This is a genomic window from Ralstonia mojiangensis (assembly GCF_023955645.1).
GTDB classification, from domain to species: Bacteria; Pseudomonadota; Gammaproteobacteria; order Burkholderiales; family Burkholderiaceae; genus Ralstonia; species Ralstonia mojiangensis.
Genome location: NZ_JAMXHU010000001.1, coordinates 816,351 through 830,729, shown reverse-complemented (window position 1 = coordinate 830,729; position 14,379 = coordinate 816,351). Strand labels below are relative to the sequence as shown.

The window sequence follows — 14,379 nt, the reverse complement described above, 5'->3', positions numbered from 1 at the left end:
TCTTGGAATCAATCCCAAACCAACATGATCTTGCCGATATGGGCGCTCGATTCCATCAACGCATGCGCCTGCGCCGCTTGCGCGGCTGGCATGACCTCGTGGACGACCGGCTTGATGCGCCCGGACGCCAACAAAGGCCAGACCGTTTTATACAGATTGGCCGCGATGGCCGCCTTGAACGCGACCGGCCGCGGACGCAGCGTCGAACCGGTGAGCATAATGCGACGGCGAAGGATGTCGCCCAGGGGCACCTCGGCCTTGGCACCGCCTAGCAACGCAATCAATACGATGCGGCCGTCATCAGCAGTGCAGGCAATTTCGCGCGCGACATAGCTGCCGCCGACCATGTCGAGCACCACGTCGGCGCCGCGCCCTGACTCAGCCTTGACGATCTCGACGAAATCTTCGGTCTTGTAGTTGATGGCGCGCGTGGCCCCGAGGTCGACACAGGCCTTGCACTTGTCGGCGCTGCCCGCGGTGGCGAACACGCGGTGACCCAATGCAGACGCGATCTGAATCGCAGTCGTGCCGATGCCGCTGGAGCCACCTTGCACGAGCAGCGTTTCGTCGACGCCGTGCGCGCCCTGCCCCAGCAAGCCGCGGTCGAACACGTTTGACCATACGGTGAAATAGTTCTCGGGCAATGCTGCGGCCTCGACATCGGACAAGCCAGCCGGCACGGGCAGCACTTGGCCCAGCGGCGCCGTGCAGAACTCCGCATAGCCACCGCCTTGCACCAGCGCGCAGACGCGATCACCCACCTTCAAGCCGAAGCGATTGTCGGCGTGCGCCAGATCGCCACCGACAATCTCGCCAGCAACTTCAAGCCCCGGAATATCGGAGGCACCTGGCGGCACCGGATAGTTGCCCGTCCGCTGGAACACATCGGGCCGGTTCACGCCCGCTGCGCGCACACGGATCAGCACCTCGCCGGCCTTGGCTTCCGGCGTCGGGCGCTCGCCAAGCTTCAAGACTTCAGGGCCACCGTATTGGGTGATTTCAATCGCTTTCATGGGAATCGGATCGATGAGGGTTACGACGCTGTGCGCGCGTTACGAGACGCTACGCTTCGGTTCGACAAAGTGCTGCGGAATGCCGCGCGTGGTCTCGCGCATGATTTCTTGTTTGCCGTGGACGATGCCGTCGGCGATCTTGCCGATATGCAACTTGAGCCACATCTCCGTCGGCGAGCCAGCGCGATAATCGGCCGGGCCGAGCATGTCGACGCGGTCATCGGCACGCAAGTTGTCGGCCTGCTCGAACGAGCGAGGGCTCTCCGGGTTGTAGACCGCATAGGTGCGCCCCCCGCCCTTGCGGGCGACCGAAAACGCCGGAATATCGCTCGGCCCGTCCGCCACGTAGATCATGTTGGCGAACGGCACGCGGCGTTCGTCCTCGGCAATCGACGAATTCACACTCACCGCTTCCGGGTGTTTGTTGACGCCCTTGTTGATCTCAAACAGTGCGCGCGTCTTGGTGGTGTTGTCGATGGCGTAGATGATTTCCGAGACGACCGCCCGGCCATCCGCGTTGGCGTCGGGCGCCTCCAGGAATTCGCAGCCCCACACGCCATCGATGTATGGGGCGATGGGCGAGCCCTTGATCATCTCCGTCAGACCTGTGCTGACGATGTAGTGCTCAAGCTTGATGTCGAACGCTTGGTAGGTTGCGTTGTCGCGCACCCACGCCTTGCTGCGCTCGAAGAAATCGGTCACGCCGGGGAAGAACTCAAGTTCGGCGCCCAGCTCGCGCAGCGTGGCGTTGTCGAGACCCCCCATGCGGCCGTCGCGCACATGGCGCAGCAGCACATTGAGGTAGAACGTTTCGTGGTTGACCTTCTGACCGCGTGATTCGATTTCGCGCGAGCCTGCAGCCACTTCGTCCCAGAAAGCCTGCTCGGAGATGTTGAAGCGGTCGAACAGTGGCACTTGCATGTAACGCGGGATCAGCGTCTTGTCGAAATCCCAGACGATGGCGATGCGGTTTTGCTCGAACAGGCGGCTCATGATGGGGCGCGAAGAGGCAGTGGGAGGAACTCGCGACGCAGTGTAAACAAAAAAACGGCTGGACATCGTCCAGCCGTTTTTCATAGCGAAAACCCCTCGCTTACTGCTGTTGTTGCTGCTGTTGTTGCGAGGCAGCGTCGCCAGCACCCGGTGCTTGCGGTGCAGCGGCCGGCACGTCGCCCTCTTCAGCCTTGGCAGCCTTGATCGACAGACGCATGCGGCCCTTCTCGTCGGTGCTCAGCAGCTTCACGCGCACAGCCTGGCCTTCCTTCACATAGTCGGAAACCTGGTTCACGCGCTCGTTGGCGATTTCCGAGATGTGCAGCAGACCGTCCTTGCCCGGCAGGATGTTCACGATTGCGCCGAAGTCCAGCAGCTTGAGCACGGTGCCGTTGTAGATCTTGCCGACCTCGGCTTCTGCCGTGATGCCCTCGATGCGGCGCTTGGCTTCTGCCATGCCTTCCGACGACGTCGACGCGATGGTGATCGTGCCGTCTTCCTGGATGTCGATCGTGCAGCCGGTTTCCTTGGTCAACGCTTGGATGGTCGAACCGCCCTTGCCGATCACGTCGCGGATCTTCTCCGGGTTGATCTTGACCGTGATCATGCGCGGAGCGTGCTCCGACAGCTCGGTGCGTGCGCCGCCCATGGCAGCCTGCATCTTGCCCAGGATGTGCAGACGGCCTTCCTTGGCTTGCGCCAGTGCCACTTGCATGATTTCCTTGGTGATGCCCTGCACCTTGATGTCCATCTGCAGCGCGGTGATACCAGCGTCGGTACCAGCAACCTTGAAGTCCATGTCACCCAGGTGATCTTCGTCACCCAGGATGTCGGTCAGCACGGCGAACTTGTTGCCTTCCAGGATCAGGCCCATGGCCACGCCGGCCACGTGCGCCTTGATGGGCACGCCAGCGTCCATCAGCGACAGCGAGCCGCCGCACACCGAAGCCATCGACGACGAACCGTTCGACTCGGTGATTTCCGACACCAGACGAATCGTGTAAGCGAATTCATCATCCTTCGGCAGCACCGGGATCAGGGCGCGCTTGGCCAGACGGCCGTGGCCGACTTCGCGGCGCTTCGGGCTGCCCACGCGGCCGGTTTCGCCCGTGGCGAACGGCGGCATGTTGTAGTGAAGCATGAAGCGGTCACGGTACTCGCCTTGCAGCGCGTCGATGATCTGCTCGTCGCTCTTGGTGCCCAGAGTGGCCACCACCAGCGCTTGCGTTTCACCACGCGTGAACAGGGCCGAGCCGTGCGCACGCGGCAGCACCGACGAACGGATCTCGATCGGGCGCACCGTGCGGGTGTCGCGGCCGTCGATACGCGGTTCGCCGTTCAGGATCTGGCCGCGCACAATCTTCGATTCGAGCTCGAACAGGATGTTGTCGACTTCCACGCCGTCGGCTTCCACACCGGCTTCGGCCAGCTTGGCGGCAACCGACTTGTAGACTTCCTTCAGCTTCTGGCTGCGGGCCGACTTCTGGCGCAGTTGGTAAGCGGCTTGCAGATCGGCCAGGCCCAGCTCCGACACCTTGGCGGTCAGCGTTTCGTTCTTCGGAGCCGCTTGCCAATCCCACTCAGGCTTGCCGCCATCGCGCACCAGCTCGTGGATCGCGTTGATGGCGATCTGCATTTGCTCGTGGCCGTACACGACGGCGCCCAGCATGACTTCTTCCGACAGTTGCTGCGCTTCGGATTCGACCATCAGCACGGCACGCTCGGTACCGGCCACAACCAGGTCCAGATCCGAGTGCGCCAGTTGCGCGCGGTTCGGGTTCAGCAGGTACTGGCCATCTTTGTAACCCACGCGGGCAGCACCCACCGGGCCGTTGAACGGCAGACCCGACACAGCCAGCGCAGCCGAAGCAGCGACCAGCGCCGGGATATCGGCCGGCACTTCCGGGTTGATCGACAGCACGTGGATGACGACCTGGACTTCGTTGTAGAAGCCTTCCGGGAACAGCGGACGCAGCGGGCGATCGATCAGGCGCGAGGTCAGCGTTTCGTTTTCCGACGGACGGCCCTCACGCTTGAAGAAGCCACCCGGAATCTTGCCGGCAGCGTAGGTCTTCTCGAGGTAATCGACGGTCAGCGGGAAGAAGTCTTGACCCGGCTTCGGGTTCTTGGCGCCCACCACGGTAGCGAGCACGACGGTGTCGTCCATGTCGAGCAGCACAGCGCCGCTCGCCTGGCGGGCGATCTCACCCGTTTCCATGCGGACCTTATGGCCGCCCCACTGGAATTCTTTGACGATTTTGTTGAACATGTTTTCTCCTGTTCGGTATTCGCGGCGCCGACGATTCAAAGTCGATTTCATTACGCCGCGACAAACACGTTCCGGAAGACGGTGCGGTTGCAGAGGTGTGTTTTATGCCATTCCAGCGCAGCGCTGGCACCAACGCCGCGCTGGAATGACACAAGGCCCCGCTCCCTGCCGCCTCCGGTCCATGGCAGCCGCTTCATCTTGAAGTGGCCGGCTGCCATCACTCACCGGTTGCCCGGTGCGGCCACAAACACGGCCGCCAAAAACAAAATGCCTGCATCAGCACGCTGACGCAGGCACTTTTCATCACGCGCAGTGCGTGATACCCACCATTACTTACGCAGACCCAGCTTCGCAACCAGCGCGGTGTAACGGTCAGCGTCCTTGCTCTTGAGGTAGTCCAGCAGACGGCGACGACGGCTCACCATGCGGAGCAGGCCCCGACGGCTGTGGTGATCCTTCATGTGCGCCTTGAAGTGCGGCTGCAGTTCGTTGATGCGGGCGGTCAACAGTGCAACCTGCACTTCCGGGCTACCCGTGTCGTTGGCGCTGCGGCCGTTATCTTTGACGATGTCTTGCTTCTTGATGTCAGCGACGGACATTTTGATTCCTTTGACTTGCGGACACTGCAGCGCCTGAACAGTCGCCGTTGGTGCCGTGTTGAACAATGATCTTGCCGTCCCATCCAAAAGCGGTCTGGACAGCAAGACCGCGATTATAGCCCAGAACCCCGCCGTGACGACAGTTCTGTGTCACCGCTGCTCAGTGGCGCTCCATTTTGCAGGTGGTCGGCAAAGCGGTTTGCGAAGCTGGAATCACTTTAAGCGTGCGGAAGCCGTAGCCTGAGCCCTCAATATCGAAGGGTGTGCCGGGCGTGCCCGCCCGCTCCATCTGCGTAACGATAAGCGGCTGGATGGCCTGGTGATCCTCGGCCCGCAGCGTGATGCGGTGGAAGCCGTTGTCGAGTGATGCGCCTTCCAGCGCACGCGCCACGGCCGCAGCTTCCGTAGAGCCGGCCCGCTCGATGGCCGCGGCCAGCATGGTCACCATCATCTGGTCGCGTAGCAGCGGGTAATCGTCGGCGGGCGCCGGGTAACGGGCGCGGAAGGCCTTGTAGAACGCATCGGACTTCGCTCCACCCAGGTTCGGATGCCACTCCGCCACAGCCACCACACGACCGACGCCGGCTTCGCCCATCGCGCCTGGTGCGCCGAGCGAATTGCCGTAGAACGTGAAAAAGCGCGCCTTGAGCCCGGCATCCCGTGCGGCCTTGACGAGCAGCGTCAGATCGTTACCCCAATTGCCGGTGACGACCGTATCTGCACCCGATGCGGCGATGCGCGCCACATACGGCGCAAAATCTTTCACCTTGCCGATCGGGTGCTGCACCTCGCCAACGATCGCTATGTCCGGCCGCTTCTCGCCCAACTGCTGACGCGCCGATTGCGCCACTTGGCGACCGAATGTGTAGTCCTGCCCAATCAGGTAGACCTTTTTGATGGCCTTGTCCGCGCGAATCACTTCCGTCAGCGCGTGCATACGCATGTCGGCCGACGCATCGAAGCGGAAATGCCAGAAGCTACACGCCTCGTTGGTCAGCACCGGATCGACGGCGGCGTAGTTCAAAAACAGCACCCGCGCGTCCGGATGACGATCGTTGTAGCGCGAAATCGACGTCGACAACGCCGCCGCGGCCGCTGAACTGTTGCCCTGCAGAACGAAACGGATACCCGCATCCGTTGCGGCCTGCAATTGCAGCAACGATTCGTCGACGGTGTTCTTGCTATCGAAGCGCACAAGCGCAAGCGGATGGCGGCCGTCGGGCAGCTTCACCCCGCCGCGCGCATTGACGTTCTCAATGGCCATGCGCAGATTGCGATCCACTGCCTCACCCGCATTGGCAAACGGGCCGGAAAGACCTTCAATCAGCGCCAGCCGGATCGGCGCGGCCTGGGGCTGAGCAACCGCTGCGCCACACAACCCTATCGCCGCCAGCGCGGCCACAAACCAACGAAACACCATGGCAAATCTCCGTGAAGCGCGGATGGTAAAGCGCCGTCGCATATCGGCACAAGCCAGCACCACTCGCACGGGCTCCTACACTGAAAGCCCCGGGAGAGTCATTGTGAGCATTCGATCGATGTGGCGGAGCGCGGCGCTCCTCGCTGTAGCGCTCATATCCATGTGCGCGTGTACCGTGCTGGCGCCCGTGCAAACGGGCGAAGCGCTGCTCGGCCAACCCGCTTCGGCCGTGGAAGCCCGCTTTGGCAAACCACCCGAACGGTATCCGCGTGCGGATGGCGGCACGCGCTGGCTATATCCGACGCAGCCCTATGGACAATTCACGTATGCCGCTGATTTCGATGCGAGCGGCAAGCTCATCTCGTTCCGGCAGATTCTGACCACGATGGATTTTGCGCAGATCCGCGTCGGCACGGCAACGCAGAATGATGTGTTGCAGACGTTCGGCAAGCCGGAGGAGACCGCCTATTTCCGGCTGATGCATCGGCAGGTGTGGTCGTATCGCTTTAGGCACGAGGGCGTGTGGCCATCGCTGATGAACTTCTATTTCGATCGCGACGGCATCGTGCGCCTCACGCAGATCAGCCCAGACCCGATGTACGACCACGATCACGATTCCAGCCGGTAAGCCAGGGCTCAACGCCAGAACGGCAACATCCACGCGAGGCGCGTCGCCTGGCGTGGACATTCGGGTCGGCCATGTCGTGGATCGCACAGACATCGCTCTCAAAGACGGCTGGCATGGCGCACGCTCCTGACGTGTCCGGTGCCGCCGCACCCGCTTCGCGTTCCGGTGGATAACCGGGTGCGCGCTCAGTGGTGATCGTGTTGGGGTCTGGGCTGACTCCTGCGTGTGTTGGTAGAACCCGCGATCAGATCTGCGGGTTGAGTTTTTCGCTGCTCTTGTCCTGCAGCTTGTTCAGTGCGGCAAGGTAGGCCTTGGCCGAAGCCGCGACGATGTCCGGATCAGTACCTACGCCGTTGACGATACGGCCCGACTTGGAGAGCCGCACCGTCACTTCGCCCTGCGCCTGCGTGCCCGTCGTGATGGCGTTGACGGAATACAGCAACTGCTCGGCGCCGCTGGCGACCTTGCTCTCAATCGCATTGAGCGTGGCGTCAACCGGGCCATTGCCCTCCGCTTCGCCCATCACTTCCTTACCGTCCGCAACGAAGACGATGCGCGCGTGCGGACGCTCGCCAGTTTCCGAGCGCTGGGCCAGCGACACGAAACGGAAGTGCTCACCCTCGCTGTGCTGTGCTTCGTTCGAAACGATGGCGACGATGTCCTCGTCAAAGATCTCAGCCTTCTGATCAGCCAGCTCCTTGAAACGAGTGAAGGCCGCATTCAGCTCGGCTTCCGAGTCGAGCTCAATGCCCAGTTCCTGCAGACGCTGCTTGAACGCATTGCGGCCCGAGAGTTTGCCCAGGACGATCTTGTTGGCTGTCCAGCCCACGTCTTCGGCACGCATGATTTCGTATGTGTCGCGCGCCTTGAGCACGCCATCCTGGTGGATGCCCGAAGCGTGCGCGAACGCGTTGGCGCCCACGACCGCCTTGTTCGGCTGCACGACGAAACCGGTGATCTGCGAAACCAGCTTGGACGCCGGCACGATCTGCGTGGTATCGACACCAACGTCGAGATTGAAGTAGTCGCGACGCGTCTTCACTGCCATCACCACCTCTTCGAGGCTGGTGTTGCCGGCACGCTCACCCAGGCCGTTGATCGTGCATTCGATCTGGCGTGCCCCGCCCAGTTTGACAGCGGCCAGGGAGTTGGCGACCGCCATGCCCAGGTCGTTATGGCAATGCACCGACCAGACCGCCTTGTCGGAATTCGGGATGCGCTCGCGCACCGAGCGGATCAACGCGGCATAACCTTCCGGCACCGCGTAGCCCACCGTATCCGGCAGGTTGATGGTCGTGGCACCCTCGGCGATCACGCCTTCCAAGACGCGGCACAGGAAATCCATGTCGGAGCGGCTACCATCTTCCGGCGAGAATTCGATGTCGTCGGTGAATTGGCGCGCGAAGCGTACCGCCAGGCGTGCCTGCTCATACACCTGATCCGGCGACATCCGCAGCTTCTTCTCCATGTGCAACGCAGACGTGGCGATAAACGTATGGATACGGAACTGGCCGGCAGGCTTGAGCGCCTCGGCAGCGCGCGAGATATCGCGGTCGTTCGCACGGGCCAGCGAGCAAATGCGCGAATCCTTGACCGACTGCGCAATCGCGCGGATCGCTTCGAAGTCACCATTGGAGCTGGCCGCGAAGCCGGCTTCGATCACGTCCACCTTGAGCCGCTCAAGCTGCTTGGCAATGCGGATCTTCTCTTCCTTAGTCATCGACGCCCCAGGGGACTGCTCGCCGTCGCGCAAGGTGGTATCGAAAATGATGAGTTTGTCGCTCATGGCGGCTCCTTGGTGGGGGGGTGACGTTTTTGGCGTCGGTCTTAGTGGGTGTCTCGAATGGTTTTTTGCGGCGCAGAATGCAAAACGCCCCGGCGTGCATGGTTGCAGGCCGGGGCGCTGTGAATTCTGGTTCGCGAAAACTTGGCGGTTTCTGCTTGCCTTGTCTTGCGATTTCCTATGCGCGTGTCCCGACCTGACGACCTAGTAGGTCATCAATCGAGACTAGCGTAATCAGAATGGAAATCGGGCGCGAAAGCATGCGAATGACTATAGACGAATTCAAAAATCGGCGCAAGCGCACATTGGTGCAGCGCATCGGTCACTCATGTGCGTCGCCGGATGCCTGTTTCGGCAAGCGCGGGCTCCCTTGTTGCCCATGCAGAGCACGCCAGCCCCAGAGCAGATAGCCCGATACCGCGTAACCAACAAACAGGCCGAAAAGCGCGACTGGCGGATCGCTCGATATCACAACGAACAGCACCAGGACGAGCACCATCACGCCAAATGGCACGCGGTGACGAACGTCGAGCGCCTTGCCGCTGTAGAACGGCGCGTTCGACACCATCGAGAGCCCCGCATATAGCGTCAGCCCGAAGGCCACCCACGGCATCCACAGTTCTTTGACCGGCAGCTTGTTGTCGATCGCCAGCCAGACAAAACCCGCGATGAGCGCTGCGGCTGCCGGGCTCGGCATGCCTTGGAAGAAGCGCTTGTCGACCGACCCGATGTTCGTATTGAAGCGCGCGAGGCGCAGCGCAGCGCCAGCGCAATACACGAACGCCGCAAGCCAGCCCCACTTGCCCAGGTCGCGCAGAATCCATTCGTACATGACCAATGCCGGCGCAACGCCAAACGACACCATGTCCGACAGCGAATCGTATTGCTCGCCGAACGCGCTTTGCGTATTGGTGATGCGAGCGACACGGCCGTCCATGCCGTCGAGCACCATCGCCGCGAAGATAGCGATGGCAGCCGTCTCAAAGTTCAGGTTCATGGCCTGCACGATGGCGAAGAAGCCGGCGAACAGCGCCGCGGTCGTGAATGCGTTGGGCAGCAGATAGATGCCGCGACGGCGCGGACGCACGATTTCAAGATCGTCGTCATCCGAACGCGGCTGATTGTGCCGCAGCGGACGCAAGTGCGTCACGTTGCCGGCGGTAAAACGCTTCTTGCGTCGGTTGAACGCGGGCATGGCGGCCTCCGGATCAGTCCAGCTCTGCAAGCACCGTAAGCGTGGCGGATACTTTCTCGCCGATGGTCACGCGCGGGCGCGCCGTCAGCGGCAGGTACACGTCAACGCGCGAGCCAAAGCGGATGAAGCCATAACGCTGGCCACGCGTGAGCACTTCCCCTGCCTTGGTATAGCAAAGGATGCGCCGCGCGATCAATCCGGCCACCTGCACCGAAGTGACGAGCTGGCCATCAGCGCGGCGCAGCACAATGGCGTTGCGCTCGTTCTCAAGCGACGCCTTGTCTAGGTCCGCATTGACGAACTTGCCCGGGAAGTACTGCACCTGCTGCACAGTGCCGTCGACCGGCGCACGGTTCGAGTGCACGTTGAACACATTCATGAACACGCTGATCTTCAGCGAGTCGCGATCGGCATACGGGTCACGCACCTGCTCGACGGCGACGATGCGACCATCAGCCGGCGACAGAATCGCATTGGCCTGCGTGGGCACGACGCGGGCCGGATCGCGGAAAAACTGCAGCACAAACAGCGTCAGCACCCAGAACGGCCAAGCCCAGCCGAAGCCGGCGGCGGCCTGCACGATGAGCGTGACGATGAAAATCCCGCCCAGGTACGGCCAACCCTCGCGGGCGATGATGGGATGCGGATACGTGTTGTTCAAATCAGACCTCGACAGCGTCTTGAAGGAAATGCGGCATTCTAGCCGACACGGGGCCGCGCCAGCACTTGAAACAATGTTTGGCGCCCTGGAATCAGCATAAAAAAAAGCCAGCCCGAAGGCCGGCTTTCTTGCACAGGATGCAACCGATCAGTTCTTCGTCTGGTCAACCAGCTTGTTCTTGGCGATCCAGGGCATCATCGCGCGCAGCTTGGCGCCAACTTGTTCGATCTGGTGCTCTTCGGTCAGGCGGCGGCGCGAGATCAGCGTCGGCTGGCCTGCCTTGTACTCCAGCAGGAAGCTCTTGGCGTATTCGCCAGTCTGGATGTCCTTCAGGCACTGCTTCATGGCCTTCTTGGTCTCTTCCGTCACGACGCGCGGGCCAGTGACGTACTCGCCGTATTCGGCGTTGTTCGAGATCGAGTAGTTCATGTTGGCGATGCCGCCTTCATAGATCAGGTCGACGATCAGCTTCAGCTCGTGCAGGCACTCGAAGTACGCCATTTCCGGAGCGTAACCAGCCTCGACCAGCGTCTCGAAACCAGCCTTGATCAGTTCGACGGTACCGCCGCACAGCACGGCCTGCTCGCCGAACAGGTCGGTTTCGGTTTCTTCACGGAAGTTCGTCTCGATGACGCCGGCACGGCCGCCGCCGTTGGCGGTAGCGTACGACAGAGCGATATCACGCGCAGCGCCCGACTTGTCCTGGTGCACAGCAATCAGGTGCGGCACGCCGCCGCCTTGCGTGTACGTGCCACGCACGGTATGGCCCGGAGCCTTCGGGGCGATCATGATGACGTCCAGGTCGGCGCGCGGGATCACGGCACCGTAGTGCACGTTGAAGCCGTGGGCGAATGCCAGTGCGGCGCCTTGCTTGATGTTGCCGTGCACTTCGTTCTTGTACACGTCGGCGATCTGCTCGTCCGGCAGCAGGATCATGACAACGTCGGCTTCCTTCACAGCTTCGGCCACTTCCTTGACCTGCAGGCCGGCGTTGACGGCCTTGTTCCACGACGCGCCGTTCTTGCGCAGACCGACCGTCACCTTCACACCCGAGTCGTTCAGGTTCAGGGCGTGGGCGTGGCCTTGCGAGCCGTAGCCGATGATGGTGACGTTCTTGCCCTTGATCAGGGAGAGGTCGGCGTCCTTGTCGTAAAACACTTTCATGGTGATGTCCTAATTTTCAAATATCGATGGAGTCCGGCAGCACGCACGCGCCGGTTCAAACCTTCAGAATGCGCTCGCCGCGGCCGATGCCCGAGCCGCCCGTACGGACGGTCTCAAGAATGGCAGTGCGATCGATGGCATCGAGAAACGCGTCGAGCTTGCTGCCGTTGCCGGTCAGCTCGATCGTGTAGGTCTTCTCGGTCACGTCGATGATGCGGCCGCGGAAGATGTCCGCGGTACGCTTCATCTCCTCGCGTTCCTTGCCGACTGCGCGCACCTTCACGAGCATCAGCTCGCGCTCGATGTGCGCACCCTCGGTCAGGTCGACGACCTTGACGACTTCCACCAGGCGGTTCAGGTGCTTGGTGATCTGCTCGATGATGTCGTCAGAGCCGGTCGTGACGATCGTCATGCGCGACAGCGAAGCGTCTTCAGTCGGGGCGACCGTCAGCGTCTCGATGTTGTAGCCGCGTGCAGAGAACAGGCCGACCACGCGCGACAACGCGCCCGGTTCGTTTTCCAGCAGGACGGAAATGATGTGGCGCATTAGAGGTCCTCCGCGCCGAGCAGCATTTCAGAAATACCCTTGCCCGCCTGGACCATCGGCCAGACGTTTTCTGTCGGGTCGGTCTGGAAGTCGAGGAACACGGTGCGATCCTTGAGTCGGAAGGCTTCGCGCAGCGCGGGTTCGACGTCGGACGTCTTCTCGATGCGCATGCCAACGTGGCCATACGATTCGGCCAGCTTCACGAAATCAGGCAGCGCTTGCATGTAGGAATGCGAGTAACGGTTGTCGTACTCGATTTCCTGCCACTGGCGCACCATGCCCAGATAGCCGTTGTTGAGCGAGCAGATCTTCACCGGCGTGTCGTACTGCAGGCACGTCGACAGCTCCTGGATGCACATCTGGATCGAGCCCTCACCGGTGATGGTGACGACTTCCTTGTCCGGGAATGCCTTCTTGATGCCCATTGCGTACGGCAAGCCCACGCCCATCGTGCCCAGCCCGCCGGAGTTGATCCAGCGGCGCGGCTCGTTGAACTTGTAGAACTGCGCGGCCCACATCTGGTGCTGACCGACGTCGGAGCAGACGAAGGCGTCACCATTGGTCAGTTCCCAGATTTTCTCGACCACGTACTGGGGCTTGATGATCTCGGACGTGCGGTCGTACTTCAGGCAATCGACGCTGCGCCACTGCTCGATCTGTTCCCACCACTTGGCCAGCGCCGCCTTGTTGGGCTTGGCTTCGCCAGATTGGATCTGGGCGATCATCTCTTGCAGCACGTCCTTGACGTTGCCGACGATGGGGATGTCGACCTTCACGCGCTTGGAGATGGACGACGGATCGATGTCGATGTGGATGATCTTGCGCGGCTGCGACGAGAAGTGTGCCGGGCTGCCAATCACGCGATCATCAAAACGCGCGCCGATGGCAATCAGAACGTCGCAGTTCTGCATCGCCATATTGGCTTCGTACGTACCGTGCATGCCCAGCATGCCCACGAACTGCTTGCTGGTACCTGGGAAAGCGCCCAGACCCATCAGCGTGTTCGTCACGGGGTAGCCCGTCAGAGCAGCCAGTTGGCGCAGTTCTTCGCTTGCCTCGGCAAGCACAACGCCGCCACCCGAATAGATGTACGGACGCTCGGCCTGCAGCAGCAGACTTACCGCCTTGCGGATCTGGCCGGAATGGCCCTTGTTGACCGGGCTGTACGAGCGCATCTCGATGGTCTTCGGATACTCGTACTTGCAGAGTTCACGCGAGACATCCTTGGGGATATCCACCACCACCGGACCCGGACGGCCCGTTGCGGCGATGTAGAACGCCTTCTTGATGGTCGAGGCGAGATTGCGCACGTCCTTGACCAGGAAGTTGTGCTTGACGATCGGGCGGGTAATGCCGACGGTGTCGCACTCCTGGAAGGCATCCTGGCCGATGGCGTGCGTTGGCACGTTGCCAGTGATGATCACCATCGGGATCGAATCCAGGTAAGCGGTGGCGATGCCGGTCACGGCATTGGTCACGCCCGGGCCGGACGTCACGAGGGCGACACCGACCTTGCCCGTGGCACGCGCATAGCCGTCAGCCGCATGGACTGCCGCCTGTTCATGGCGCACCAGGATGTGTTCGATCTTGTTTTGCTTGTAGAACGCGTCGTAGATATAGAGCACCGCGCCGCCGGGGTAACCCCAGACGAACTCGACGCCCTCTGCCGCGAGCGCATTGACGAGGATGTCAGCCCCCATCATGTCGGCAGATGAACCGCTATTGGCGTGGGAAAATTCCGCGCTTGGCATATTCATGTCAGTCCTTTGCAATTTTCGGCAAAAAATTGTTTGGATGCTCTCTACCGGGCTTGTGGCGCGGATTTGAGCGGTGCGCGTCTGCATGGATGGTCCGCCTGATGGGCGGCCAGATGAGACAAACCACAGATGTTGTGAACCGGGGATAATACTGCAATGCCGCATGGCGGTCCAGCACCGGCGCGATTCCCAGCTCTTGGCGGCCCGCCCGGCAGTCGGGCTGTCCGTAGAGCCGCATTTTTGCTAGCATCGCAACATTTTTCACGGCCAAGGCCGTTGACGCCACGCGGCGTGATCATCACATCTTCAGTATGTGAATTTTCGCGCGGCTGCCTCACAGGATTCGCACC

General features: G+C 61.6%; 12 protein-coding genes. 1 reads left to right on the top strand and 11 read right to left on the bottom strand.

Going from position 1 to position 14,379, the window contains the following annotated elements; translation table 11 throughout:
- Positions 1-8: 8 nt before the first annotated feature.
- The 5 genes from NG898_RS03935 to NG898_RS03915 form a co-directional block, all read right to left on the bottom strand.
- Positions 9-1,013, bottom strand: a complete 1,005-nt coding sequence (locus NG898_RS03935; protein ID WP_252691167.1) for an NAD(P)H-quinone oxidoreductase — start codon at positions 1,011-1,013, stop codon at positions 9-11.
- Positions 1,014-1,052: 39 nt separating this feature from the next.
- The gene (locus NG898_RS03930; protein WP_252691166.1) at positions 1,053-2,006 is read right to left on the bottom strand and encodes an HAD family hydrolase; all 954 of its coding nucleotides are present in this window, start codon (positions 2,004-2,006) and stop codon (positions 1,053-1,055) included.
- A gap of 100 nt (positions 2,007-2,106) precedes the next feature.
- Entirely contained in the window at positions 2,107-4,275 is a 2,169-nt protein-coding gene (gene pnp, locus NG898_RS03925; RefSeq protein ID WP_092969555.1) for a polyribonucleotide nucleotidyltransferase, read from the bottom strand.
- Positions 4,276-4,604: 329 nt separating this feature from the next.
- Positions 4,605-4,874, bottom strand: a complete 270-nt coding sequence (gene rpsO, locus NG898_RS03920; RefSeq protein ID WP_012436069.1) for a 30S ribosomal protein S15 — start codon at positions 4,872-4,874, stop codon at positions 4,605-4,607.
- A 160-nt stretch (positions 4,875-5,034) separates the two neighbouring features.
- Entirely contained in the window at positions 5,035-6,294 is a 1,260-nt protein-coding gene (locus NG898_RS03915; RefSeq protein ID WP_252691165.1) for a branched-chain amino acid ABC transporter substrate-binding protein, read from the bottom strand.
- Between the two features lie 118 nt (positions 6,295-6,412).
- Here NG898_RS03915 and NG898_RS03910 point away from each other — a divergent pair, with 118 nt between their 5' ends.
- A complete protein-coding gene (locus NG898_RS03910) occupies positions 6,413-6,922 on the top strand; it encodes a hypothetical protein (protein WP_392397859.1) in 510 nt (169 codons plus the stop codon).
- Positions 6,923-7,166: 244 nt separating this feature from the next.
- On the opposite strand, the gene NG898_RS03905 is transcribed toward NG898_RS03910, so the two are convergent.
- From NG898_RS03905 to NG898_RS03880, 6 genes are all read right to left on the bottom strand, one after another.
- Entirely contained in the window at positions 7,167-8,708 is a 1,542-nt protein-coding gene (locus NG898_RS03905; protein WP_252691163.1) for a 2-isopropylmalate synthase, read from the bottom strand.
- Positions 8,709-9,027: 319 nt separating this feature from the next.
- On the bottom strand, positions 9,028-9,900 hold the full coding sequence (pssA, locus tag NG898_RS03900; RefSeq protein WP_024975283.1) for a CDP-diacylglycerol--serine O-phosphatidyltransferase: 873 nt from the start codon (positions 9,898-9,900) through the stop codon (positions 9,028-9,030).
- A 13-nt stretch (positions 9,901-9,913) separates the two neighbouring features.
- Positions 9,914-10,561, bottom strand: a complete 648-nt coding sequence (locus tag NG898_RS03895; protein ID WP_252691162.1) for a phosphatidylserine decarboxylase — start codon at positions 10,559-10,561, stop codon at positions 9,914-9,916.
- A gap of 147 nt (positions 10,562-10,708) precedes the next feature.
- Positions 10,709-11,725 (bottom strand): ketol-acid reductoisomerase, encoded by a 1,017-nt coding sequence (gene ilvC / locus NG898_RS03890; RefSeq protein WP_252691161.1) that lies wholly within the window; start codon positions 11,723-11,725, stop codon positions 10,709-10,711.
- Between the two features lie 55 nt (positions 11,726-11,780).
- Positions 11,781-12,272: an acetolactate synthase small subunit gene (gene ilvN / locus NG898_RS03885; protein ID WP_004630835.1), complete on the bottom strand. Its 492-nt coding sequence runs from the start codon at positions 12,270-12,272 to the stop codon at positions 11,781-11,783.
- On the bottom strand, positions 12,272-14,029 hold the full coding sequence (locus NG898_RS03880; protein ID WP_092969547.1) for an acetolactate synthase 3 catalytic subunit: 1,758 nt from the start codon (positions 14,027-14,029) through the stop codon (positions 12,272-12,274). The genes ilvN and NG898_RS03880 overlap by 1 nt, the downstream gene beginning before the upstream one ends.
- Positions 14,030-14,379 lie beyond the last annotated feature (350 nt).